Below are 24,802 nucleotides of genomic sequence, written 5' to 3'. Positions count from 1 at the left end.
TTTTTTTCAAATGCCTATTTTTCAATCTTTATTTAGAGATTTCTCTTTTAGTAATGCTGGTAAATAAGCAATAGAATCAATTAGATAATCAGCCTGCCTTGCTATTTCTTCAGTTACTGTTTTTCCCGTTTTTACTAAAATAGTTGTTCCCACATTTGCTTTTTTACCGGCAATAACATCATCCAACTTATCACCGATCATAATAGATTTTTGAGGATCTATGTCCAAATCTGCAATTGCATCCAACAATAAGCCTGCTTTTGGTTTACGACAATCGCACTCTTTTTTGTATTTACCGATACCCTTCGGATGATGTGGACAATAATAAATGCCTTCTAAATGCACACCTCTATCTTCTAGTGACCAATCCATCCACTCTGTTAATTGATTAAACTCTTTTTCGGTAAAATATCCTCTAGCAATTCCTGATTGATTGGTAACAATCACTAAAGCATATCCCATCTCTTGTAATTCCTTTAATGCTTCTATACTTCCTTCAATAAAATGGAAATGATCAATGTCGTGTACATAGCCATAATCAATATTTAAAGTGCCATCACGATCTAAAAATATTGCTTTTTTCATCGTATTTACCTTTAATTTTACTTATCTTTTTTTAATAAAATTACTCTTTTTAGCTTAACCGTATGTGCTAAATTTTACTATCTAATAGCTAAATCTTATAAAAATTTTATTGACATAGCTATCTAGACGTCTAGAATAACGCTAATTTTCTTCATTAACTTAATTTAAGTACAAAATGATCAAATTAGAAAATATCTATAAAATTTTTCAGCTTGGAGATAAACAGCTGACGGCTTTAGACAATGTTTCATTGGACATTCCTAAAGGTAAAATTGTCGGCGTTATCGGTGCATCCGGCGCAGGTAAAAGTACACTGATTCGCTGTGTTAATCTACTTGAACGCCCAACGAGTGGAAATGTCTTTGTTGATGGACAAAATCTTATGCAGCTAACATCAAGCCAATTAGTGTTAGCTCGCCGTCAAATCGGAATGATTTTCCAACATTTCAATTTGTTAAACTCTCGTACTGTATTCGGCAATATTGCATTGCCCTTGGAGTTGAACGGCACACCAAAAGAACAAATTCATAGTAAAGTAAACAGTTTACTGGATATGGTCGGATTATCTGATAAAAAAGAAATGTATCCGAGTAATCTATCCGGCGGTCAAAAGCAGCGTGTTGCAATTGCTCGCGCATTAGCAAACGATCCGAAAGTGTTACTTTGTGATGAGGCAACAAGTGCATTGGATCCTGCTACTACACAATCTATCTTAAAATTGCTTAAAGAGATCAATCGTAATTTAGGCATCACTATTCTATTAATCACACACGAAATGGACGTTGTGAAAAAAATTTGTGATCACGTAGCCATTATTGATAAAGGATCATTGGTGGAGCAAGGGTCTGTCAGTGAAATTTTTTCTAATCCAAAAACACAATTGGCACAAGATTTTATCCACTCTACTTTTCACATTAATTTACCGGATGAATATTTGGCACAACTTAGCGATTCACCTCGTTCACCAGAATCCTATCCATTGATAAAATTTGAATTTACTGGTCGTTCCGTTGATGCTCCATTGTTGTCATTAGCATCAAAAAAATTCGGTATCGATCTCAGTATTTTAACGTCACAAATTGATTATGCCGGCGGTGTCAAATTCGGATTTGTTATTGCCGAAGTGGAAGGTGAAGAAGATGCAATTACACAAGCTAAAATTTATTTAATCGAGCATAATGTTCGTGTTGAGGTATTGGGTTATGTTTGATGTTTTAACGCCACAGGTGTGGACTTTAATTGGTAATGCTACTTTAGAAACACTCTATATGGTGTTTGCTTCTGGTTTTTTCTCTGCTGTTTTTGGTATTCCACTCGGAGTTATCCTATTTATTACTCGTCCAGGACAAATTAAAGAAAATAAAAGTCTAAATCTTGCTTTAAGCGCTATTGTCAATATTGGTCGTTCCATTCCATTTGTCATTCTACTTGTAGCAATTATTCCATTTACTATGTTTATTTTAGGCACTTTTATTGGGACAACCGCCGCTATTGTACCTTTAACTATTTCTGCCATTCCTTTTATGGCTCGTTTGGTTGAGGGTGCCTTGATGGAAATTCCTTCCGGCTTAACCGAAGCAGCACGTGCGATGGGGGCAAATAATCTGCAAATTATTACCAAATTCTTATTACCTGAAGCATTACCTAGTATCATTAATTCTCTCACAATAACACTGGTTTCCTTAGTGAACTATTCTGCTATGGCGGGTACTGTCGGCGGTGGCGGCTTAGGTTATGTAGGCATTCAGTACGGTTACCAAACTTATGTGCCGGAGATTCTTGTTGCAACCATTATAATTCTTGTCATTATGGTGCAACTTATCCAAACTATTGGCGATCATCTTGTTCGTTACTTTAATCATAAATAAATATCTTGAAGGAGATTTCTATGCAAATCAAAAACATCTTAACTATCAGTGCATTATCTGTAGCTATTGCATTTTCATCCTCAGCTTTCGCTAAAGATGGGAAAATCAAAGTGGGCATTCAAGTCGGCCCTGAAATGAGTGTTGCTGAAACAGCAAAACAAATCGCAAAAGATAAATATGGTCTAGACGTGGAATTAGTGCCATTTACTGATTACGTAACACCAAATGCGGCTCTTGAAAATAAACTTATTGATGCAAATGCTTTCCAACATAAACCATACTTAGACTCACAAATGAAAGATCGTGGTTGGACTGATTTAGTTATCGTAGGAAATACTTTTGTCTATCCTATTGCCGCTTATTCTAAAAAAATCAAAGATGTTAAGGAATTAAAAGACGGTGCAACTGTAGCGATTCCTAACGATCCTACCAATGGCGGCCGTGCCTTGTTATTACTACAAGCACAGGGTTTATTAAAACTTAAAGAGGGTACCGGATTAACACCAACCACATTGGATATCGTTGATAATCCGAAAAATTTAAACATCAAAACACTTGATGCCAACCTTATCCCTCGAACTTTAGGTCAGGTTGATCTTGCTATCATCAATAATACCTTTGCTGGTGCTGCCGGTTTATATCCAAGTAAAGACGCTGTATTTGTAGAAGATAAAGATTCTCCATACGTCAATATCATTGTTGCACGTGAAGATAATAAAGCTGATCCGGATGTTCAAAACTTCGTTAAGGCATACAATACGGAAGAAGTTTATAAAAAAGCAATGACGGAATTCAAAGATTCTGTTGTAAAAGGTTGGTAATTTAATTATTAACATTTCAAACAGCTAAAAGAGTTTTTGATCTGCACCCCAAAAATTGGACTTATTATCCAACATAGAGGTGCAGATTTTTTATGACCAAATACAACCAAACATTTAAACAACAAGCTGTTGATTTCTACTTTCAACACCCACGAAAGTCTTTCTTTCACCTGTCGTACATTTACAGTACCTAAACGAACATTAAGACATTGAATTGCTCAATATTCTAGTATAAATGGTTTAGCCGTGCTGCATACCAAACGTACCATACCCCAGACTTTAAATATCAAGTCATACAAACTATTCAAAACAGAGAAATTTTAGTATTGCTAATTCGGGTGTCATTAGACAATGATTGGTAATTGTTCAACAATCCGGTATAGAAAGATTACATCCCAAATCTAAAGGACGACCTGCGATGAAAAAATCACGCTATTTAGTCGGATAAAAGTAGAATGTTTTTATGGCAAAGCCTTCGAAAGCATTGAAGAACTGGAATTTGTTATCAAAAAATATGTTCGTTATTACAATGAGGACAGAATACAATTAACATTAAATGAACTGAGTCCTGTTTGATACAGACTTCAGTCCTTAAAATAGTAGTCCAACTTTTCGAGGACGGATCATTTTATCTTTCGTCTTTTTATTATAAGGAGAATTTATGTTTTCGTTTTCCGATAACGATTTGCAACATCTACCGCATAATTTACAATCTTTAATTGTTGATGATGATAACTTAATCAGTGTGCTGGCCAATACTTCTGCACTATTAAATCAACAACTTGCTGATATTAATTGGGTCGGGTTTTACTTGTTAAATGCACAAAATATTCTTACTTTAGGCCCTTTTCAAGGTAAAATTGCTTGCAATCGAATTGCTGTCGGTCAAGGTGTTTGCGGTCAAGCCGTTGCCCAAAACAGGATATTAAGAATTGATGATGTACATCAATTTGATGGTCATATTGCTTGTGATAATGCCAGCAATTCTGAAATTGTTCTGCCTTTACATAAAAATGGGGAGATTATCGGTGTATTAGATATTGATAGTCCTTATTTCGCACGTTTCACTGAACAAGAACAAACAATATTGACCGAATGTATTACGATACTTGAACAACACTTATCAACACTACCTTAGCTGAGAATCTTATGTTTTATCTAACTCTTGAAGACAAATTATTAATTAGCCAACCTAAACAAATTGGCACACACTCCACACAGCATCCACATTTAGCTGTTATTTTTGAAGATGATGGCGATAGTGGTTATTTCTATGCCATAGATATTCAACAAAAAGAAAAGATTGTCGATAGTTTGCATATCTATAATGTTGCCGCAGTCGAACAAAAACAGATAGAACGGAAATTACAAATTTGCTGGTCGGAAGACGGCTATTTTGCCCTTTTATTGATTAATGATTACCCACACGCCGCTTTTGATTTTAAACAATTAATTGCCTATAACCATAATCAATTTCCACAACCGGATATTACCAGTCTTTGGTCACATAAACTCATTACTGAAGATCTGATAAAACAGTGGTTAAGCGATCCACAAAGCGGTTGTACTCGCCAATAATTGTGTTATAGTTTGTTTCAATTAAAATTTATTTTTTAATCGTTACTACCTATAAAGGAGTCATTATGAATCTTAGAGATCTCGAATATTTAGTGGCACTTTCTGATCATAAACATTTTCGTAAAGCGGCTGATGCTTGTCATGTCAGCCAACCGACATTAAGTGGTCAAATTAGAAAATTAGAAGATGAGTTAGGTATTCTTCTATTAGAAAGAACCAGCCGCAAAGTGCTTTTCACTCAATCCGGATTATTATTGGTTGATCAGGCACGCAATGTTCTAAAAGAGGTTCAGTTATTAAGGGAAATGGCAAGTAACCAAGGTAAAGATATGACAGGTCCGCTCCATATGGGGATGATCCCGACTATCGGGCCTTATTTATTACCTTATATTATCCCTATGTTGCGTGAATCTTTCCCTGAATTGGAAGTTTATCTTTATGAAGCGCAAACACATCAATTATTAGAACAGCTTGAAAAAGGGCAAATTGACTGTGCAATTGTCGCATTAGTGAAAGATACTTCCGCATTTATTGAAATTCCTATTTATGATGAGGCGATGTTAATTGCGGTTTCTGATAAACATCCGCTCGCTAAAGAGGATGAAATTCCGCTTGAAAAACTCAAACAATATGAAATTCTAATGTTGGACGATGGTCATTGCTTCCGCGATCAAGCATTAGGTTACTGTTTTGTCGCCGGTGCAAAAGAGAATACTCACTATCAGGCAACAAGTTTAGAAACATTACGCAATATGGTTGCCGCTAATGCCGGTATTACCTTTATGCCGGAATTGGCAATTTTAAACGAACGTTCTCGCGAGGGCGTTAAGTATATTCCTTGTACCAATCCTAGACCTTATCGTACCATTGGCTTAATTTATCGCCCTGGTTCACCATTAAAAGCTCGTTATCAACGAGTTGCGGAGTTAATCGGCAACAATATTAAACCATTACTTGTTACACCAACTAAAGATGCTTAAAAATGAGCGGAATCAGAGCCAAACAAAAAGAGAAAACCAGACGTGCTTTAATTGATGCAGCGTTTGATCAGCTCAGTGCTGAAAAAAGTTTTTCCAATTTAAGTCTTCGTGAAGTTAGTCGAGAAGCCGGTATTGCGCCGACTTCATTCTATCGTCATTTTAAGGATATGGATGACTTGGGACTAAGTATGGTAGATGAAGCTGGATTAATTTTACGACAACTTATGCGTCAAGCTAGAAAGCGAATTGAAGATGGCGGTAGCGTTATTGTTATTTCGGTTGAAACTTTTTTTGAATTTATTGGAAACCGTCCTAATGTTTTTCGCCTTCTATTGCGTGAAAGTTCCGGCACATCTCAAGAATTCAGAACGGCAGCTTCACGAGAAATTAATCATTTTGTTGCTGAATTGGCGGAATATATTATGAATAAAGATAAGAATATTCCCGATGATATTGCCAAAGCACAATCTGAAGGGATGGTTACTATTGTTTTTACCGCCGGTTCGCACGCTCTGGATATGAATAATCAAGAACGAGAGGCACTGAAACAACGCGTTATTCTACAACTTAGAATGATCGCAAAAGGTGCAACGCTGTTACTGGAACATAAATCAAGCTAATTTAGGAGCAAAAAAACCTAGTGCTACAAACACTAGGTTTTATTTCCATCGGATAAATCGTTATTCCTGCAATAAACTTTCTTTCGCTAAAGTCAAATATTGCCACATCGACCAAACTGTCAAGATAACCGCAACATATAACGCAATTGTAGCAATAATTTCCATTGTAGGATTATAACGCCATAATAATCCGATAAGCGCAACCATCTGTGATGTGGTTTTCACTTTCCCTAACCAAGACACTGCCACTTTATTTCTGTCGCCTAATTCCGCCATCCATTCTCGCAAAGCTGAAATAATAATTTCACGAGAGATCATAATAATTGCCGGAATCGTAATCCAAAAAGTATGATAATGTTCAACCACTAATACCAATGCAGCGGCAACCATTACTTTATCTGCTACCGGATCAAGAAAAGCACCAAAACGAGTTGTTTGTTTCCATTTACGCGCTAAATAACCATCTAACCAATCGGTAACAGAGGCTATGGTAAAAATAAGTGCAGTCCAAAACGGTGCCCAACTAAATGGAAAATAGAACAGAATGATAAAAAACGGGATTAAAATAACACGAAAAAAGGTTAAAAAAGTGGGAATATTCAATTTCATCTTGATCACCAGATCGAATTAATAGCAAACATCTTTATTGTAAAGCATATTGAGTTAAATTGCCTATATTCAATATCAATGTTTTAGTGTTTCAAAGATTTTTTCTGCTAATGAACGTGAAATTCCGGGTACGGAAGCCAATTCATCTATCGTAGCAGCACGAACCCCCTGCAAACCGCCAAGATATTTCAACAATGCTTGACGTCGTTTTGCACCAACGCCCTCAATGCTCTCCAAACCACTCTGAATAAATGCTTTCTGCCGTTTTTTACGATGTCCGGAAATAGCGTGATTATGTGATTCATCTCGAATATGCTGGATCAAATGTAATGCTAAATTATCCGGTTCTAAATGAATCTCCCGTTCACTGTTACCGATCAACAATGTTTCCAAACCGGCTTTACGATCAACCCCTTTCGCCACACCGATTAATAACGGCTTGTGTTTGTCCCAACTCACATTCAGATTCTCAAACACTGCCAAAGCACGATTGAGCTGCCCTTTGCCACCGTCAATAAAAATAATATCAGGTATCTTCTCTGCCGTTAGATCTTTATCGTATCTTTTCTTCAATGCCTGTTCCATTGCCGCATAGTCATCACCGTGCGTATCTTCAATATTAAAACGACGATAATCCGATTTTAACGGTCCTTCCGCATCAAAAACGACACAGGAAGCAATTGTATTTTGACCCATTGTATGGCTTATATCGAAACACTCCATTCGCTGAATCTTGTCCATATGTAACAATTGTCGCAACGCTTGATAACGCTCCTCTATTCTGCCTTGTTGTTTCAATTGCGTTATTAATGCAATCGAAGCATTAGTTTGAGCCAACTGTAAATAGCGGTTTTTTTCACCTTTTACTTTATCTTGAATTTGAACTTGATGCCCTGCCTGTTCACTCAATAACGTTTGCAACATCTCTTTTTCGGCTAAAGAGTGATCAATCACAATCGAATCAGGAATACTCCGCCCTTGATGTGCCTGTAAATAAAATTGCCCTAAAAAAGTCTCAATAACTTCAGCAACCTGCGTATTTGCCGGAATTTTCGGGAAATAACTGCGATTTCCCAATATTTTGCCGTGACGAATAAACAACACTTGCACACAAGCCAATCCAGATTTGTAAGCAATCGCGATAATATCGATATCATCCAAACGATCATTACTGACGAACTGTTTTTCCATTACAGATCGCACCGCTTGAATCTGATCGCGATAACGTGCCGCAGTTTCAAAATCTAATCTATTGCTAGCCTGTTCCATTTTTTTTATCAAATGGGTAACCACCTGCTGATCTTTGCCTTGTAAAAATAGACGTGCCAACTCAACTTGTTGTTGATAATCTTCATCTGTTACATATCCGGCAACACAAGGCGCTAAACAACGTTTTATCTGATATTGCAAGCAAGGACGAGAGCGGTTGTTATAAACGCTATTCTCGCATTGGCGAATTGGGAAAAGTTTCTGCATTAATGATAATGTTTCTCTCACAGCAGAGGAGTGTGGATAAGGACCGAAATATTCCCCAGCGATTTTCTTTGCTCCACGATATGAAGTAATTCGAGGGTGATGTTCGTGAGTTAATAAAATATAAGGGTAGGATTTATCATCCCGTAACAATACATTATAACGAGGCTGATATTGCTTGATGAAATTATGTTCAAGTAACAACGCTTCTGTTTCAGAGTGTGTAATTGTTGTGTCAATATGAGCAATTGCAGCAACCAATGCTTCTGTTTTTTTGCTATTAACATTTTTTCGGAAATAACTAGCAAGCCGTTTTTTTAGATTTTTTGCTTTGCCGACATAAATAACGGTGTTATTCCTATCATACATCCTATAAACGCCAGGATTTTCCAAAACATCGGCAAGAAATTTTTTTGCATCAAACATCGTTTAACAGGACAAAATTGCACGAACTTTTAATAAATCTTCTTCAGTATCTACACCTACTGCCGGAATTTCCAACGCCGGCTCACAATGAATCTTTTCACCGTGCCATAAAACCCGCAACTGTTCCAATGATTCGCACTGTTCCAATGCTGTCGGTTGCCACGACACATATTGGCGAATAAAGCCTGCTCTATAGGCATAAATGCCGATATGACGTTGATACAAATTAGTAAGTAATTCAAAATGTTTAATTTCTTGTGGTTGTTGATATACGCCAGCAAATTGATCCCGATGCCACGGAATTACCGCTCTAGAGAAATAAAGCACATAACCGTTTTTATCAGTTAATACTTTCACTACATTCGGATTAAATAGCTCCTGAGCTTCATCAATTTTCACTGATAAAGTTGCCATATTTACTTGATATTTATCTAAATTTTCAGCTACCTGTTTTACAATTACCGGTGGAATCAAAGGTTCATCTCCTTGAATATTGACCACGATTTCATCATCAGGCAATGCCAATTTTGTCACTACTTCTGCTAACCGTTCAGTGCCGGAATTATGTTTATCTGAAGTGAGGCAAACTTCTCCACCAAAGGCTTTCACTACTTGCTCTATTTCGGGATGATCAGTCGCAACAATTACCCTTGTTGCTCCAGCTAATTGCGCTTTTTCCCAAACGTGTTGAATCATAGGTTTACCTGCAATATCTTTCAGTGGTTTACCCGGTAAACGACTAGAGGCATACCGTGACGGAATAATGACACTGAATCTCATTTTATATCTCCTTCACTGTTTGGTTTTGATTATCCTGCTTTAACGACACTGCATTTTCCGGCAACAGTGCTGGAATACCGTTCATAATTGGATAGGCAAATTGTTCATTTTCGCAAATTAAACGTTGTTGTTGCTCATCAAGCAACAGCGGTTGATGGCAGTGTGGGCACGCCAACATACTAATCACTTTTTGTTTCATTTATTTACCTTAGCAATAATCTTTGCAATTAAATTTTCTAATTGCTCTTTCTTAATTTCCGCCGTAACTTCCACATACCACCAATGCTTTTTTGCAAATTGTCGGCATTTTACTGCATCTTTTTCTGTCATCAACAAAGGAATATCATCTTGATCAAAAGTGGAAAAATCCAATGGCTTAAAAGAGTGGTGATCCGGGAAGGAAATACTTGATAATATCTCTATTCCTTGATGTTCAAGACTTGTGAAAAAACGTGGTGGGTAACCGATTCCAGCAATAGCGTTCACCTGAGAAAATTGTGTTAATGCTATTCTCTCGTTTGTGACCAAATTTATAGCTTCGGTACTACGTAATATCATCAGAATTTCATTATTTTGTGCTATGCCGCCGTTACAAATAACCGCATCAACTGTTTTTAATCGTTGCTGAGGTAATTCTCTTAACGGTCCAGCCGGCAACAATAAGCCATTACCAAAGCGACGCTCACCATCCACCACCACCAATTCAAGGTCACGCTGTAATTTATAATGCTGCAAACCATCATCACTAATAATGACTTGTGGGTGGTATGCTTTGTGTAGTAACTCAATACTTTGTCGCCGATCAGGAGAAATTGCAATTGGTACTGATGTCCGTTGAGCGATTAATACCGGTTCATCCCCCACTTTTTTAGCATCGGAAGAGGCACAAACCAAAAACGGATATTCATCGCTCTCACCGCCATATCCGCGTGAAATCACACCAACACGGATTCCCTGTCGTTGTAATTGTTCCACTAATGTAATCACCAATGGGGTTTTCCCATTTCCGCCTACCGATAAATTACCAACCACTACAACCGTGCAAGGTGCTTTCCAAGAGCTAAAAATACCTTTTTGATAGGCTTTCCGTCGTAAATATGTCGCCAATTGGAATACCCAAGAGAAAGGTAATAATAACCATTGCAACCACGATTGTTGATACCAGAATTTCATACTGTTTCTTTTATAAACCTCTTAACCTTCAAATTGCATTTTGTGCAATTGAGCATAGATTTGCCCATATTGCAGCAACTGTTGATGCGTTCCTCTTTCAACAATCTCTCCTTGATCAATGACAATAATTTCATCTGCTCGTTCAATCGTTGATAAACGGTGTGCTATTACCAACAATGTTTTATGTTGATGCAAACCATCCAATGCATTTTGGATCGCACGTTCAGACTCCGTATCTAAGGCAGAGGTAGCCTCATCTAAAATTAACACTGCAGCATTTCTTAATAATGCTCTTGCAATTGCTAAACGTTGGCGTTGTCCGCCCGAAAGTGAAACACCGTTTTCTCCAATCATAGTATCCAAACCGTGTTCCATTTTTTCAATAAATTCCATTGCGTGAGCTGCTTTTGCTGCCGCAATAATTTGTTCTCTACTATATTTTTCTGTTGCCGCATAAGCAATATTATTTGCGATAGTATCATTAAAAAGATGAACCTGTTGCGAAACAATGGCACAGTGCTGACGCAAATTCGCTAAGGTATAATCTTTAATATTACGCCCATCAAGTGTAATTTCACCTTGTTGGACATCGTAAAAGCGTGTAATGAGATTGGCTATTGTTGATTTACCTGAACCTGAACGCCCTACTAATGCCACTGTTTTTCCAGCAGGAATATTAAGCGAAATATGAGAAAGTGCCGGTTCATCCTTGCCTTGATAGTAAAAACTGACATCTTTAAAAGCAATATCACCACTAACTTTTTCACTTACAAATTTGCCATTATCTTGTTCTGTTTCCAAATCCAAAATAGAGAATAAAGTCTGGCAAGCTGCCATTCCACGTTGGAATTGTGCATTCACATTGGTTAAAGATTTTAAAGGTCTTAATAAAGCAAACATTGATGAAAAAACAAGCGTAAAATCACCAGCGGTAAGTTGTCCTCCCATCATTGTTGGTATTGTTGCCAAATATAGCACTACCGCCAATGCAAAAGAGGCAATAATTTGCACAATAGGATCTGAAATGGCACTCATTGCCATCATTTTCAGGCTTTTACGACGCATATCATCACTGACTAAATCAAAACGTTGTTCTTCAACTTGTTGACCACCAAAAGAAAGCACGACACGATGCCCTTTCAGCATCTGTTCTGCACTTGCTGTCAATTCGCCCATTGAATTCTGCATATTTTTACTTAAACGGCGAAAATGCTTGGATACCACACTGATTAATACTGCAATAATAGGCCCGACCACGAAAAGCACCAACGACAACTGCCAACTGGTATAAAGCATTAACCCCAGCAATGAAACCACGGTAGCACTCTCTTTCACGATAGTAATCAAGGCATTGGAAGAGGAGTTCGCGACCTGTTCGGAATCATAAGTGATGCGTGAAAGCAGTTTCCCTGCCGCTTGATGGTCAAAAAAACTGACCGGCATATACATTAAATGTTTAAATAACATTCTGCGCATTACCATTACTACATTACCCGACACCCACGAAAGACAATAATCGGAAACAAAACTGGTAATCCCTCGTAAAAAAATAAGCAGGATAACGATGATTGGCAACCATTTTAGGAATGACAGATCTGCCTCACCGAATCCCTTATCCAGTAATGGCTTCAATAAATAGATTAATCCAGCTTCGGTTAATGCGTTAAAAACCAAGGCAATAATTGCAATTAAAATACCTAATCGATATTGCCAAATCATTGGCCATAAACGTTTAAATGTCGCTTTTGTTGAAAAATCTTTATCATTCATAAAATAGCGTTGTACCGTAAATAAATTTAAAACGCTATTCTACCTTTATTCTGTTATTTATCAAATCAGCCCTTAAAGTAACTGCTTAAACCAAGGTTGTAAGAAGGTTCTCGCTGTTTCAACTTCAATTTCTCCGTGTTTGGTAAAACGTAATAGAATTTGTCCTACTGTTGCTGTTACTAGCGTATCTACCTGAAATTGCTGTAATCGTGAAATAATCTCCTGATGTGGAAAATGCCATTGATTGCCTATGCCAGCGGAAATTAATGCTATTTTAGGTTGTGTTTTTTGCAAAAATGCAGTACTGGTAGAAGTACGGCTACCGTGATGAGCAACCTGCAAAATATCAATCATCGGGAAATCCGCTAAATACCGTAATTCCTCAGTGTTATCCAGATCACCGGTTAACAGCACATTATGTTTCCCGTCATTAAGTAATATAACGCAAGATTGGCGATTTTTAGCTATTTTCTCTATTTTATACGGTGCAATTACTTGCCAATTTAAATTTTGCCAATACCATTGAATCCCTTTATAACACGGTAAAGGGATTCTCTCGGCATATGTTTTTTTAGAAGATGTGATTAATGTTGCGTTCGGATAATAGTTAAGTAGCGTTTCAGCACCGCCACTATGATCATTATCATCGTGACTTAGAATAATCGTTTCCAATACAATGCCTCGCCTTTGTAAATAAGGAATAATTTCTAATTCAGCCATACTACCACCACGCCACGAAGCAGCGGTATCATACAAAACTCCCTTACCATTTTGTTGTATCAGAATAGACATTCCTTGCCCGACATCCAACATTTCTAGCGTCCATAACGTGCGATATTGTTGATAATAATAGATGCCCAATTGCCATAATACGATTGCCCCAATTATTCCTATTATTTTTAAAATAGTTTGAAAATCGGTACTAACAACTAAAGAAGATAACTCTAAACGTAATAATGTTGGTGTTGATAACCAATTATGATCATTATCTTTAGTTTGTTGATATTTATAATAACGAGTGCAGCATATACCCAAAATCAAACACAAGCCTAGAAAAACCAAGCTAATCCAGAGATTTTCTACCTCTGAAACAGGATGCCAACCTATTTTAAATATCTTTAAACTATCAACACACTGTTGTGCAATGAATTGGCATAGTGACCAACTGTGGAAGTAATTGAATGTTAAAATGGAAAATAGAATTAATGGGATGAGTACAAAGCTGAAAATCGGCACAATCCACAAATTAATCCATAGATTAAAGAAATTAAAACCTGAAAAAAAGAAAATTGTAATCGGTGTAAATAGTAGGGAAAGCCCGATTTGCAGATGAATAAGAGTAAAAATGTAATAAACTATTTTACCGAATTGGTGTGGCTTTTTCCCCCGAATTGACCAAATTGATAGGGGAAATAGATGATTCCAAATCAATAGACATAAAACTGCTAATGCAGATAGCCAAAAACTATCACTTAATAGAATAAATGGATCTAATAACACAAAGATAGTGATACAACGTACATAACATTGCCACCAATTTAAATGACCTCGAAAAAATCTTAGCCACAATAGAAAAATCAATGCAATAATTGCTCTGACAGTTGGGATTGAAAAATCGGCTAAATAACTGTATAACAAAGCGCATATTCCACCGAATAGTAATGGGAAAAACGGTGTAATACGATGAGTAGGCAATAAATATTGCACACAACGAGCTAAAGCAACCCCCAATAACATTACCAAACCGATATGCAATCCTGAAATCGCAATTAAATGCGCTGTTCCAGTCTGTTGAAACAGTTGTAGCATTTCCTTGCTTAAAAAACGTTTATCACCAAACCCCAATGCAAGAAATAATTCCGATTGTGGTTGCTGTTGCCATAAATTAAGATTATGTCGTAATAATCGTTCGCGTAAATCAGGATTATCAGCAATAAAAACTGCTTTTTTAATAACGGCATAACCAACGATATGATTTGCATACAGCCATTTTTGACGCTGAAAACCACCAAAATTTACTCTTGATGCTAAAGGTTTTAATGTCACCTCTCCTTGCCAAGACTGTCCGGCAGCTATCTGTTGGGGTGTTTGCCAACTTAAATAAAAACGATACTTTTCATCTTTATGTGAAAATTTCAATGATGCAATTGCCGTTTGATAATCGCGTTGGTGCAAAACCTTTTCAATCAAAATTTCCGCACGCTGTTTTTTCGGTAGTGTCTGCAAATACTGTGCTTGCGTGATGAGTTGTTGCATCAAAAATAAACACCAACAACACGAAAATATTATTGCAATAATCACATTACTCCACGGACTTTTCTTTCTTATTAACAATACGGTCAGTGACGAAGTAATAGCGAAAAAAATACCCCAAAATTTAGTTAAAAAAATCCATTCAAACGGCAAATACATCATCACCAAACAACTGACAATACAAGCAATGGCAATTCGCTCCACATATCCTCCTTTTTATTCTGGAGTAAAATAATAGATCTGTATTAATGTGCAAAAGATAAGCAGTAAAAATGTGAGCTTCATCGAAAATTTACAAAAAATATCTGTTTTTCTGTATTTCTTCGTTTAAATAATCATCATTTTAAAAAATTCTGTTTGCTAAAAAGTATAAGTTCTGATATTTATAACCGTCCTTTGGAATAGCTCACTCCAAAGTGTATGAAAATCGACGGAAAATTGTATAAAAAAGGCTCTATTTTTGATAAAAGTATTTCATATGGAGTGTTTTATTAGTCGTTATTTATTTTTTGGTGTCTAGGAGAGATTTAAATATGACGGCAACTACGCCAAAATCATCACTAAGTGTTTTAGCTCTTGCCGGTGTGCAACCTTATCAAGAGAAAGTCGGCGAAGAATATATGAATGAAGCGCAACTTCTTCATTTTAAAAAGATTTTAACTGCTTGGCATGATCAAATCATGGAAGAAGCAAATAGAACTGTCGCACTTATGCGTGATGAAGCTTCTAATTTTCCGGATCCATCCGATCGTGCTACACAGGAAGAAGAGTTCAGTTTAGAACTACGTAATCGTGATCGTGAACGAAAATTATTAAAGAAAATTGAACGTACTATCAAAAAGATTGAATCTGAAGATTTCGGTTACTGTGAATCTTGTGGTGTTGAAATTGGGATAAAGCGTTTAGAGGCTCGTCCGACAGCTGATCTTTGTATTGATTGTAAAACATTAGCAGAAATTCGCGAAAAACAGATTGGTGGGTAAATTCATCAAAATACCCAAGTGATTGAATTACCGCTGTTTACAGCGGTAATTAGCCAAATTTCTCTCCCTAATCCAGTTTAGGGAGAGTTTTCTATTTTAAAAATAGATAAAAAATATCATTTTTTACATATTTTTTAAAAGTAGATTGAGGTGGTCTTATTTTTAAATTTATTCGAAAACTGTTTCCGCAAAAAACGGAAGAACAGCAAAACACTTTCTCAACAAAACATACATCTGCTCCTGTTGTTAGTCAGAAAAAAACTAAGCAGAAATTTTCCTCTGTGAAAAACAAATCTAAACGAGCAGCATTACCATACTTAAAAGCTTCTGAATATGGTATTTATCCTCATCTTATTAGCCGTCAAGCATTACAGGTTGTTGAAAAATTGCAGAGTAATGGTTTTGAGGCTTATGTGGTAGGCGGTTGTTTACGCGATATTTTATTGAACAAAATGCCTAAAGATTTCGATGTTGCAACTAGTGCGCGTCCAGAACAGATTCAAAGAATATTTCAACGTCAATGTCGTTTAGTTGGGCGCCGTTTCAGGTTGGCACATATTTTATTCGGTAGAGAAATCATTGAAGTTGCAACATTCCGCGCTGCTCACGATGAAATTAATAATGATAAATTAGCTAAACAGAGTGCAGAAGGAATGTTACTACGCGATAATGTTTACGGCAGTTTGGAAGATGATGCCGCTCGTCGTGATTTTACTGTCAATGCATTTTATTACGATCCCCGTAAAGATAAACTCTATGATTTCTTCAATGGTATTAAAGATTTGCGCGCAGGTCGATTGATGTTGATTGGTGATCCAACTCAACGTTATCAGGAAGATCCAGTCAGAATGTTGCGTGCTATCCGTTTTATGGCAAAACTGGATATGTTTCTTGATAAACAATGTGAAAAACCGATTTATCAATTGGCATCTTTATTGCAAAACATTCCAGCGGCACGTTTATTTGATGAGTCATTAAAACTATTACAAACTGGGAAGGGTGAGAAAACATATCAATTACTCTATAAATATCAATTATTTCATCAACTTTTTCCGGCATTAATTCCATTTTTTACCGCAAATAATGACTCATTTACAGAAAAAATGATTATTACCGCATTACGTTCCACTGATGAGCGTATTGCCGATCATTTACGTATTAATCCAGCATTTTTGTTTGCCGCTTTTTTTTGGTATCCGTTACGTGAGCGTATTGAAATATTGAAGAATGAAGGTGGTTTAAATAACTTTGATGCCTATTCTCTTGCTAGTAATGATTTATTGACGCTAATTTGTCAACGTATTGCCATTTTACGTCGCCATACTGCTACCATCCGTGATATTTGGTCATTGCAGTTACTTTTCACTAAACGTACTGGTAAGAAGCCACAAGTTACATTGGAGCATCCTAAGTTTCGTGCTGCTTATGATCTATTAGCAATGCGTGCCGAAATTGAACAGGGCGAATCTATTGAATTGGCAGCTTGGTGGTATGAATATCAACAAAGTAATAGTACGCAACGTGAAGAATTAATCAAGGTACAGCAGGAGTTACACCCAAATCAAGAAAAGAAACGAAAACGTAAATCTCGCCGACGTTATCATCCGGCAAACAACCAAAAGAAAATAAATACCACTAAAATGAGGATAACTAGTTGATAAATAACGTTTATATTGCATTAGGTAGTAATTTAGATGATCCTTTAGCACAATTAACACGTGCTGTGCAGACTTTAAATCAACATCCGGAGCTGAAAATAAAATCACTTAGTCCTTTTTATGGTAGCAAGCCGTTAGGGCCTCAAGATCAGCCTGATTACATTAATGCAGTTGTACAAATAGAAACTGAACTTGAACCATTAGCACTGCTGGATTTATTACAATCAATCGAAAACGATCAAGGTCGGGTCAGATTACGTCGTTGGGGAGAGCGTACACTTGATCTCGATATTTTACTGTTTAATCAAAAAGTTATTTTGCATCCTCGCTTAATTGTTCCTCATTGTGAAATGAAAAATCGGGAGTTCGTGATTATTCCTTTATTTGATATTGCACCCAATTTAGTCTTTCCGGATGGGGAACTTCTATCCGAAACGGTTAAAAAATTTAGGCCACATCAAATGTGGAAACTATCAAATTGAAAACAATCTTGCTATTAATAAAATAACTGCCGCCATACTTGAGTGATAAAAACTCTTATTGCAGAAAACGGTTCAGCCTCCACCACTGAATTCTTGCCGGCAAGGTTTAGATGGTGAATATGATTACGCAATTCAACATAACTTTTGGTTAATTTTTCACCAATCTCCGGCGTGATAACTTGATATTTCACCATATCCTCAAAAATACGTACATTATCAGACCAAGTTGTTAATTCTGGTATCTTTGGAGCGTTTGCTAGCATTAAAAACTGTGCGATAAACTCAATATCGGTAATACCACCACGATCTTTTTTAATATCAAAATAGCCCGCTTCCGTGTGTGATAAATGTTGATACATTTTTTCTCGCATTTCTCGTACATCAATCTTCAGTTGATTTATCTCTTTTTCTGTAGATAACACATCGTGACGAATCTGTGTAAATTGTTGTCTCATAGTGGTTTCACCAAAAACTGGTCTTGCTCGCACCAAAGCCTGTTTTTCCCACGTCCAAGCTTCATTTAATTGATAATTGTGAAAGGCCTTTATCGAACTGACCAATAAGCCTGAACTACCGGAAGGTCGTAAACGCATATCTATTTCATATAAAATTCCTGAATTTGTATGAATACTGAAAATACTATTTATTTTTTGTGCTAAACGTAAATAGAACTGTCCACTATCAATATTTCTTTTACCACCGATTGTTTCGCTATTTGCTGGTGCATCATAGAGGAAAACTAAGTCCAAATCTGATTTATAGCCTAATTCGATACCCCCCAATTTGCCGTAACCAACCACTAAAAAACCTTTGTCATTATTTTGTAAGTGGTTAGGTGTGCCAAAACGTTGTGTAACCTGACGCCAAGCAAGATTAACTACACTGGCAATAATCGCTTCCGCTAAATAAGTTAAATGATCGCTTACTTTCATCACTGGCAAAGCACCTAGAATATCAGCAGCAGCTACTCGTAACTGCGTTGCTAATTTAAACTGACGCAAAACATCAATTAATTGTTCTTCATCTTCTTGAGGAATTCGTATCAAATAATGTTCTAATTCTGCTTGGTATTGACTAAATGGAGGTGGAGATAATAACGTATTAGGATTTAATAACTCATCCAATAACAATGGATAATCAGCAATTTGTCGAGCAACAAAAGGTGATGCGCCACATAAATTCATTAATAATACGCGTGAATTTGGATTCTCATACAATAATTCAAGATAAGTCGTTCTGGTCGCAATTTTGGCAATAATTTCTAAAATACGAGGAAGCAATACTGCTGCATCTTTCATAGCCAACATCTCATCAAATAAAATTGGAAGTAATTGTTCCAACACATCTCGACCACGCACACCAATTGATTTACGTAACATTTCTTGTTTGAACTGCCACATATGATCGGCAATTTCTTGCTGATGAGATAAATTTAATTTGTCCAATAGTGTCATCACATCCTGATGATTAAAATTGATGCCTAGAAAATCTTGCCAATCACTTTGATATTCCTCACTTTTTTCATCCTCTTCACCAATTAAGTAGCTGAACACCTGACGTACATTTTGTTGATGCTGACTTAACACTTGATAAAAACTGTCCCAGTCATAAATCGGGTATTCAATAGTAACTAATTGATGCTGCTGGTTAAAATAGGTAAAAACTCGACAGGCATCAATTAAACGCTGTTTATCCTGTTCATTGGTTGGTAATAATTGTGTCTGTTGATCGTTAATCGCTTGTAGAATATTTTCCACTCGACGCAAAAAAAGATAAGCCTGAGATAGATGTGTTGCTTCAAGTGGCTGTAGTAAATTTAATTCAACCAATTTCGGTAAAATTCGGAGTAACTCTCTTTGTTGTAATGCCTTTTCTCGACCACCACGAATCAGTTGGAATACTTGTACGATAAACTCAATTTCACGAATACCGCCAGCACCAAGTTTAATATTATCCACTAAGCCCCGTCGTCTTACTTCAGCATTGATTTTCTGCTTCATATCACGCAGCGATTGAATGGCACTAAAATCAATATAACGCCGATAAACAAATGGGCGTAGCAACTGGCTTAAATAACGGTGATTCGGATCATTGGCATCTTCACCCATAATGCGCGCTTTAATCATCGCATAACGTTCCCAATCACGCCCTTGTTCTTGATAATAATCCTCAATCGAGGCAAAACTTAATGCTAATGCGCCGGCTTCGCCGAAAGGACGCAGGCGCATATCAACGCGATAAACAAAGCCATCAATGGTAGCTTGATCCAACGCTTTAATAAAACGTTGCCCCAAACGGATAAAAAATTGTCCATTATCGATACTTCTTCTGGAACCTACCGTTGCACCGTGATCCGGATAAGTGAAAATCAGATCAATATCAGAAGAGAAATTTAACTCTCTGCCACCCAATTTCCCCATTCCCAAAATAATGAGTGGTTGAGCTTCTCCTTCAGCATTAGTCGGTGTACCTAATTCAACACAGAGCTTTTTATAAAGCCAATCTTTGGTCACCACAATAATCGCTTCCGCTAATTCGGAAAGCTGATGAAAGATCTGCTCAACACTGGCAAGATTTAAACTTTGACAAAAACTCAATTTAGCCATTTCGCAATGACGAAAACGACGCAAAATTTGATACAGATTGTTTTCATCATCTACTTTTTCCAGTTGTACGAGTAAATGCTGTTGATACGATCCACAATCTGTAAACTGCGGTAATTGTAGTAACCATTGTTCGAAAATAGCAGGGTATTTCTGTAAAATTTCTGCGACAAAATCAGAAAAATAGATAGCGGTTGCAATTTGGCGAAGATTTTCCGGTAAATTTTCCAAGATAATTGGAAGTTGATAATGATCTTTTAAGGTTGAATTTTGTAACAGATCAAATAGACGCTGTTGTTGCATTGAGGAGAGTTGCATAGCGGTATCCTTTTTGTTTTTCTTTGCAAAAAGGATACACGCTTTTTACACGATTTTGGAAATTTATTCGAGATTTTTTACCCTATTTGCTGTTTATTTTAGGAAGTTAGGAATATTTTTCTCATATTCCGCAATGGCGTTTTCGTGTTGTAGGGTTAAACCGATATTGTCTAAGCCGTTTAATAGGCAGTGGCGGCGAAATTCGTCTAGTTCAAACGGATAAACTTTTGTGCCGACGCGAACGGTCATTTTTTCTAAATCCACATCAATGGTTTTCCCTTGATTTTTAGCCACCCATTGGAAGATTTCTTCGATTTCTTCTTCGCTTAAACGGATTGGCAACATATGATTATTTAGGCTGTTGTTGTAGAAAATATCCGCAAAGCTCGGGGCGATCATCACTTTGAAGCCATAATCTGCCAATGCCCAGGGGGCGTGTTCACGGGAAGAACCACAGCCAAGATTTTTGCGTGCCAATAAAATGCTTGCCCCTTGATATTGCGGATAGTTCAACACGAAATCAGGATTAGGCTGTGTGCCTGCCGCATCGAGATAACGCCATTCGTGGAATAAATGCTTGCCAAAGCCCACACGGGTGATAGCTTGTAAAAATTGTTTTGGGATAATGGCATCGGTATCTACATTTGCCACATCTAAAGGTACAACAATGCCTGAATGCTGTTTAAAGCCTGCCATAATTTCTCCTTAAAGTAATTCCACTTGACGAATATCAACAAATTTGCCAAACACTGCCGCCGCTGCTGCCATTGCGGGGCTGACTAAATGCGTGCGTCCGTTACGCCCTTGGCGACCTTCAAAGTTGCGGTTACTGGTGGAGGCACAACGTTCCCACTCGCCAAGTTGATCGTCGTTCATTCCTAGGCACATTGAACAGCCTGGGTTACGCCACTGTGCCCCTGCTTCGATAAAAATTTTATCTAAGCCCTCTTTTTCCGCTTGCTCTTTAACAAGACCTGACCCCGGAACGACCAACACGCGTTTTACGTTATCGGCAACTTTACGTCCTTTCATCACTGCGGCGGCAGCACGTAAGTCTTCAATACGCGAGTTAGTGCAAGAGCCGATAAACACTTGATCCACTGGCACTTGGGTTAAATCGGTGTTAGCTTCTAAGCCAATGTAAGCCAGTGCTTTTTCAGCGGAAGCTCGCACCACAGGATCTCTCATTTCCGCAGGATTTGGCACGGTTTGATCAATACCGATCACCTGTCCAGGATTCGTTCCCCAAGTTACTTGTGGCGAAATCTCTTTCGCGTCTAACACCACTACGGTATCAAAATGTGCATCATCATCGGTTTTTAAAGTTTTCCAATAAGCCACCGCATCGTCCCAATCTTTGCCTTTCGGTGCATAAGGGCGACCTTTCAAGTATTCAAAGGTCGTCTCATCTGGGGCGATTAAGCCCGCTTTCGCACCGAGTTCGATCGCCATATTGCACACGGTCATACGCCCTTCCATTGAAAGATCACGAATGGCTTCACCGCAAAATTCCACAACGTGTCCCGTGCCGCCTGCCATTGTAGTTTTGCCGATAATGGCAAGCACAATGTCTTTTGCCGTAATTCCTGGGGCGACTTTGCCTCGCACTTCAATTTTCATATTTTTTGCACGGCTTTGTTTTAAGGTTTGGGTGGCTAAAACGTGTTCCACTTCTGATGTACCAATCCCAAACGCTAATGCACCAAATGCACCGTGCGTTGCAGTATGGGAATCGCCACAGACGATAGTCATTCCTGGCAACGTTAGCCCTTGCTCAGGGCCCATAACGTGAACGATCCCTTGCTGTTTGGTGTTCATATCAAACAATTCAATGCCTGTATTGGCACAGTTTTTGGCAAGTTCCAACACTTGGATTTTCGCTTGCCCCTCAAGTTTATTCACATCACGCACTTGGGTTGAAATGCTGTGATCCATTGTACCGAAGGTTTTCCCCACTTGGCGAACTTGACGATTCGCCACTCGCAATCCGTCAAAGGCTTGCGGACTGGTTACTTCGTGAATCAAATGGCGGTTGATATACAAAATCGGCGTTTCGCCTGCTGCTTCATAGACGACGTGGGCGTCAAATAATTTATCGTATAGGGTTTTTTTCGTCATTTTATAATCTCTTGTTTAGAATCTCCCCCTAACCCCCTCTTTATTAAAGAGGGGGTTAGGGGGAGATTTCATTATCAGTTTCTCTTATTTATCCCTTATTGATAGAAAATAACTAAGCTATTTCACTTATCAAGCCCACCTCTTTAATAAAGAGGAGGAATAAGAAAGAGACTTCGTTATTTCTACTATTCCATTTCCCCTTTTTTGAGAAAGATAGGGAAATAAGGCAGCTCTACTATTTTTCCTACTAATCAATCCCCCTCTTTAACAAAGAGGGGATTTTGTGAGAGATTTCATTATCAGTTTCTCTTATTTATCCCTTATTGATAGAAACTAACTAAGTTATTTCACTTATCAATTCCCCCTCTTTAATAAAGAGGGGGTTAGGGGGAGATTTCATTATCAGTTTCTCTTATTTACTCCTTATTGATAGAAAATAACTAAGCTATTTCACTTATCAATTTCCCCTCTTTAATAAAGAGGAGGAATAAGAAAGAGACTTCGTTATTTCTACTATTCCATTTCCCCTTTTTTGAGAAAGATAGGGAAATAAGGCAGCTCTACTATTTTTCCTACTAATCAATCCCCCCTCTTTAACAAAGAGGGGGATAGGGGGAGATTTAAATCGCTTTTGTGATAAGATCCCCCATTTCCTTAGTAGAAACAGGTTTGTTTTCATCAGCTAAATCTGCCGTGCGATAGCCATTTTCAAGCACTTTTTGCACCGCACTTTCAATTTCACGGGCAGCCTCGTTGAGGTTGAAGCTGTAACGCAACATCATTGCCGCAGACAAAATTTGGGCGATTGGGTTAGCAATGCCTTTGCCCGCAATGTCTGGAGCTGAACCGCCAGCGGGTTCGTATAAACCGAAGCCTTGTTCGTTAAGGCTAGCAGACGGTAACATTCCCATTGATCCTGTGATCATCGCACATTCATCAGAAATAATATCGCCAAAAATATTTGAGCAAAGTAGCACGTCAAAAAACTCAGGTTGTTTAATCAGTTGCATTGTGGCGTTGTCGATATAAATATGATCCACCTTGACTTCAGGGTAGGCTTTCGCCATTTCTTCCACCACTTCACGCCATAGCACAGAACTCATCAACACATTGGCTTTATCCACTGAAGTGAGATGTTTTTTGCGTTTCATCGCCGTTTCAAAAGCCACTCTGGCAATGCGTTCAATTTCATAGCGGTGATACACTTCGGTATCAAAGGCTTTTTCGCTCGCCCCCTCGCCCTCACGCCCTTTCGGCTGTCCGAAATAAATCCCGCCTGTTAATTCACGCACGGTAACGATGTCGAAGCCTTTCGCAGCGATGTCCGCACGCAATGGACAGAATTTTTCTAACCCTTTATACAGGGTCGCTGGACGAAGATTACAGAATAAAGAAAAATGTTTACGCAAAGGCAACAATGCCCCACGCTCAGGCTGTTGATTTGGCGGTAAATGCTCCCATTTTGGCCCGCCCACAGAGCCGAACAAAATCGCATCGCTTTCTTCGCAACCTTTTAAGGTTTCCGCTGGCAGAGGCGTGCCGTGATTGTCAATGGCAATTCCGCCAATATCAAAATGACGATAAGTTAATTGAAAATCATACTTTTTTTGCACCGCACTTAACACTTTTAAGGCTTCTGCCATTACTTCAGGGCCCATGCCATCGCCGCTCAACACGGCAACATTATAATTTTTCATCACAACA

General features: G+C 37.9%; 23 protein-coding genes. 11 read left to right on the top strand and 12 right to left on the bottom strand.

The genetic code is table 11. From position 1 onward, the window contains the following. Positions 1-21: 21 nt before the first annotated feature. The gene (gene gmhB, locus JP36_RS03225; RefSeq protein ID WP_039171885.1) at positions 22-585 is read right to left on the bottom strand and encodes a D-glycero-beta-D-manno-heptose 1,7-bisphosphate 7-phosphatase; all 564 of its coding nucleotides are present in this window, start codon (positions 583-585) and stop codon (positions 22-24) included. 175 nt (positions 586-760) lie between these two features. On the opposite strand from gmhB, the gene metN reads away from it, so the two are divergent. The 8 genes from metN (at position 761) to fabR (ending at position 6,452) form a co-directional block, all read left to right on the top strand. Next, entirely contained in the window at positions 761-1,795 is a 1,035-nt protein-coding gene (metN, locus tag JP36_RS03220) for a methionine ABC transporter ATP-binding protein MetN (protein WP_039171883.1), read from the top strand. Then, entirely contained in the window at positions 1,788-2,453 is a 666-nt protein-coding gene (locus JP36_RS03215) for a methionine ABC transporter permease (RefSeq protein WP_039171880.1), read from the top strand. Before metN ends, JP36_RS03215 begins: the two co-directional genes overlap by 8 nt. Positions 2,454-2,473: 20 nt before the next feature. Further along, positions 2,474-3,274: a MetQ/NlpA family lipoprotein gene (locus JP36_RS03210; RefSeq protein ID WP_039134516.1), complete on the top strand. Its 801-nt coding sequence runs from the start codon at positions 2,474-2,476 to the stop codon at positions 3,272-3,274. Positions 3,275-3,700: 426 nt separating this feature from the next. Continuing rightward, complete coding sequence (locus JP36_RS11950) at positions 3,701-3,850, top strand: IS3 family transposase (RefSeq protein WP_081964326.1); 150 nt, start codon at positions 3,701-3,703, stop codon at positions 3,848-3,850. Between the two features lie 85 nt (positions 3,851-3,935). Beyond that, positions 3,936-4,412 carry a GAF domain-containing protein gene (locus JP36_RS03205; protein WP_039171877.1) on the top strand — a complete coding sequence of 159 codons (477 nt, stop codon included), beginning with the start codon at positions 3,936-3,938 and terminating at the stop codon, positions 4,410-4,412. An 11-nt stretch (positions 4,413-4,423) separates the two neighbouring features. Further along, entirely contained in the window at positions 4,424-4,852 is a 429-nt protein-coding gene (locus tag JP36_RS03200) for a DUF2251 domain-containing protein (RefSeq protein WP_039163295.1), read from the top strand. A gap of 65 nt (positions 4,853-4,917) precedes the next feature. Further along, on the top strand, positions 4,918-5,832 hold the full coding sequence (gene oxyR, locus JP36_RS03195; RefSeq protein WP_039171876.1) for a DNA-binding transcriptional regulator OxyR: 915 nt from the start codon (positions 4,918-4,920) through the stop codon (positions 5,830-5,832). Between the two features lie 2 nt (positions 5,833-5,834). Continuing rightward, the gene (gene fabR / locus JP36_RS03190) at positions 5,835-6,452 is read left to right on the top strand and encodes an HTH-type transcriptional repressor FabR (RefSeq protein ID WP_039171873.1); all 618 of its coding nucleotides are present in this window, start codon (positions 5,835-5,837) and stop codon (positions 6,450-6,452) included. Positions 6,453-6,512: 60 nt separating this feature from the next. On the opposite strand, the gene pgsA is transcribed toward fabR, so the two are convergent. The 7 genes from pgsA to JP36_RS03155 all read right to left on the bottom strand — a co-directional run bounded on the left by pgsA (position 6,513) and on the right by JP36_RS03155 (position 15,140). Continuing rightward, positions 6,513-7,061, bottom strand: a complete 549-nt coding sequence (gene pgsA / locus JP36_RS03185) for a CDP-diacylglycerol--glycerol-3-phosphate 3-phosphatidyltransferase (RefSeq protein ID WP_039171871.1) — start codon at positions 7,059-7,061, stop codon at positions 6,513-6,515. 75 nt (positions 7,062-7,136) lie between these two features. Then, positions 7,137-8,960, bottom strand: a complete 1,824-nt coding sequence (gene uvrC, locus JP36_RS03180; RefSeq protein ID WP_039171868.1) for an excinuclease ABC subunit UvrC — start codon at positions 8,958-8,960, stop codon at positions 7,137-7,139. 3 nt (positions 8,961-8,963) lie between these two features. Beyond that, positions 8,964-9,740, bottom strand: a complete 777-nt coding sequence (gene kdsB / locus JP36_RS03175) for a 3-deoxy-manno-octulosonate cytidylyltransferase (protein ID WP_039171864.1) — start codon at positions 9,738-9,740, stop codon at positions 8,964-8,966. Position 9,741: 1 nt separating this feature from the next. Then, positions 9,742-9,939, bottom strand: coding sequence for a Trm112 family protein (locus tag JP36_RS03170; protein ID WP_039089278.1), 198 nt, complete (start codon positions 9,937-9,939; stop codon positions 9,742-9,744). After that, positions 9,936-10,913 carry a tetraacyldisaccharide 4'-kinase gene (lpxK, locus tag JP36_RS03165; protein ID WP_039171861.1) on the bottom strand — a complete coding sequence of 326 codons (978 nt, stop codon included), beginning with the start codon at positions 10,911-10,913 and terminating at the stop codon, positions 9,936-9,938. Before lpxK ends, JP36_RS03170 begins: the two co-directional genes overlap by 4 nt. Positions 10,914-10,934: 21 nt before the next feature. Beyond that, complete coding sequence (gene msbA / locus JP36_RS03160) at positions 10,935-12,683, bottom strand: lipid A ABC transporter ATP-binding protein/permease MsbA (protein ID WP_039134526.1); 1,749 nt, start codon at positions 12,681-12,683, stop codon at positions 10,935-10,937. 72 nt (positions 12,684-12,755) lie between these two features. Beyond that, positions 12,756-15,140: a DNA internalization-related competence protein ComEC/Rec2 gene (locus tag JP36_RS03155; RefSeq protein ID WP_039171858.1), complete on the bottom strand. Its 2,385-nt coding sequence runs from the start codon at positions 15,138-15,140 to the stop codon at positions 12,756-12,758. 329 nt (positions 15,141-15,469) lie between these two features. On the opposite strand from JP36_RS03155, the gene dksA reads away from it, so the two are divergent. The 3 genes from dksA to folK all read left to right on the top strand — a co-directional run bounded on the left by dksA (position 15,470) and on the right by folK (position 18,059). Beyond that, the gene (gene dksA / locus JP36_RS03150; protein ID WP_039134528.1) at positions 15,470-15,919 is read left to right on the top strand and encodes an RNA polymerase-binding protein DksA; all 450 of its coding nucleotides are present in this window, start codon (positions 15,470-15,472) and stop codon (positions 15,917-15,919) included. Between the two features lie 179 nt (positions 15,920-16,098). Further along, positions 16,099-17,577: a polynucleotide adenylyltransferase PcnB gene (pcnB, locus tag JP36_RS03145; protein WP_418904659.1), complete on the top strand. Its 1,479-nt coding sequence runs from the start codon at positions 16,099-16,101 to the stop codon at positions 17,575-17,577. After that, positions 17,577-18,059, top strand: coding sequence for a 2-amino-4-hydroxy-6-hydroxymethyldihydropteridine diphosphokinase (gene folK, locus JP36_RS03140; protein WP_039171897.1), 483 nt, complete (start codon positions 17,577-17,579; stop codon positions 18,057-18,059). The genes pcnB and folK overlap by 1 nt, the downstream gene beginning before the upstream one ends. 14 nt (positions 18,060-18,073) lie before the next feature. Here folK and glnE read toward each other — a convergent pair whose 3' ends face one another. From glnE to leuB, 4 genes are all read right to left on the bottom strand, one after another. Then, the gene (gene glnE, locus JP36_RS03135; RefSeq protein WP_039171854.1) at positions 18,074-20,980 is read right to left on the bottom strand and encodes a bifunctional [glutamate--ammonia ligase]-adenylyl-L-tyrosine phosphorylase/[glutamate--ammonia-ligase] adenylyltransferase; all 2,907 of its coding nucleotides are present in this window, start codon (positions 20,978-20,980) and stop codon (positions 18,074-18,076) included. A 93-nt stretch (positions 20,981-21,073) separates the two neighbouring features. Next, positions 21,074-21,676: a 3-isopropylmalate dehydratase small subunit gene (leuD, locus tag JP36_RS03130; RefSeq protein ID WP_039171850.1), complete on the bottom strand. Its 603-nt coding sequence runs from the start codon at positions 21,674-21,676 to the stop codon at positions 21,074-21,076. 9 nt (positions 21,677-21,685) lie between these two features. Beyond that, the gene (gene leuC, locus JP36_RS03125) at positions 21,686-23,098 is read right to left on the bottom strand and encodes a 3-isopropylmalate dehydratase large subunit (RefSeq protein WP_039171847.1); all 1,413 of its coding nucleotides are present in this window, start codon (positions 23,096-23,098) and stop codon (positions 21,686-21,688) included. A gap of 620 nt (positions 23,099-23,718) precedes the next feature. Then, the gene (gene leuB, locus JP36_RS03120) at positions 23,719-24,795 is read right to left on the bottom strand and encodes a 3-isopropylmalate dehydrogenase (RefSeq protein WP_039171845.1); all 1,077 of its coding nucleotides are present in this window, start codon (positions 24,793-24,795) and stop codon (positions 23,719-23,721) included. Between the last annotated feature and the right edge of the window lie 7 nt (positions 24,796-24,802).

This window comes from Gallibacterium genomosp. 1 (assembly GCF_000771875.1).
GTDB lineage: Bacteria > Pseudomonadota > Gammaproteobacteria > Enterobacterales > Pasteurellaceae > Gallibacterium.
This window is presented reverse-complemented; position numbering and strand designations above follow the sequence as displayed.

Bases quoted from the DNA above. Each gene is read 5' to 3' on its own strand.
- gmhB (WP_039171885.1), bottom strand. From the start codon at position 585: ATGAAAAAAGCAATATTTTTAGATCGTGATGGCACTTTAAATATTGAT.
- metN (WP_039171883.1), top strand. From the start codon at position 761: ATGATCAAATTAGAAAATATCTATAAAATTTTTCAGCTTGGAGATAAA.
- JP36_RS03215 (WP_039171880.1), top strand. From the start codon at position 1,788: ATGTTTGATGTTTTAACGCCACAGGTGTGGACTTTAATTGGTAATGCT.
- JP36_RS03210 (WP_039134516.1), top strand. From the start codon at position 2,474: ATGCAAATCAAAAACATCTTAACTATCAGTGCATTATCTGTAGCTATT.
- JP36_RS03205 (WP_039171877.1), top strand. From the start codon at position 3,936: ATGTTTTCGTTTTCCGATAACGATTTGCAACATCTACCGCATAATTTA.
- JP36_RS03200 (WP_039163295.1), top strand. From the start codon at position 4,424: ATGTTTTATCTAACTCTTGAAGACAAATTATTAATTAGCCAACCTAAA.
- oxyR (WP_039171876.1), top strand. From the start codon at position 4,918: ATGAATCTTAGAGATCTCGAATATTTAGTGGCACTTTCTGATCATAAA.
- fabR (WP_039171873.1), top strand. From the start codon at position 5,835: ATGAGCGGAATCAGAGCCAAACAAAAAGAGAAAACCAGACGTGCTTTA.
- pgsA (WP_039171871.1), bottom strand. From the start codon at position 7,061: ATGAAATTGAATATTCCCACTTTTTTAACCTTTTTTCGTGTTATTTTA.
- uvrC (WP_039171868.1), bottom strand. From the start codon at position 8,960: ATGTTTGATGCAAAAAAATTTCTTGCCGATGTTTTGGAAAATCCTGGC.
- kdsB (WP_039171864.1), bottom strand. From the start codon at position 9,740: ATGAGATTCAGTGTCATTATTCCGTCACGGTATGCCTCTAGTCGTTTA.
- JP36_RS03170 (WP_039089278.1), bottom strand. From the start codon at position 9,939: ATGAAACAAAAAGTGATTAGTATGTTGGCGTGCCCACACTGCCATCAA.
- lpxK (WP_039171861.1), bottom strand. From the start codon at position 10,913: ATGAAATTCTGGTATCAACAATCGTGGTTGCAATGGTTATTATTACCT.
- msbA (WP_039134526.1), bottom strand. From the start codon at position 12,683: ATGAATGATAAAGATTTTTCAACAAAAGCGACATTTAAACGTTTATGG.
- dksA (WP_039134528.1), top strand. From the start codon at position 15,470: ATGACGGCAACTACGCCAAAATCATCACTAAGTGTTTTAGCTCTTGCC.
- glnE (WP_039171854.1), bottom strand. From the start codon at position 20,980: ATGCAACTCTCCTCAATGCAACAACAGCGTCTATTTGATCTGTTACAA.
- leuD (WP_039171850.1), bottom strand. From the start codon at position 21,676: ATGGCAGGCTTTAAACAGCATTCAGGCATTGTTGTACCTTTAGATGTG.
- leuC (WP_039171847.1), bottom strand. From the start codon at position 23,098: ATGACGAAAAAAACCCTATACGATAAATTATTTGACGCCCACGTCGTC.
- leuB (WP_039171845.1), bottom strand. From the start codon at position 24,795: ATGAAAAATTATAATGTTGCCGTGTTGAGCGGCGATGGCATGGGCCCT.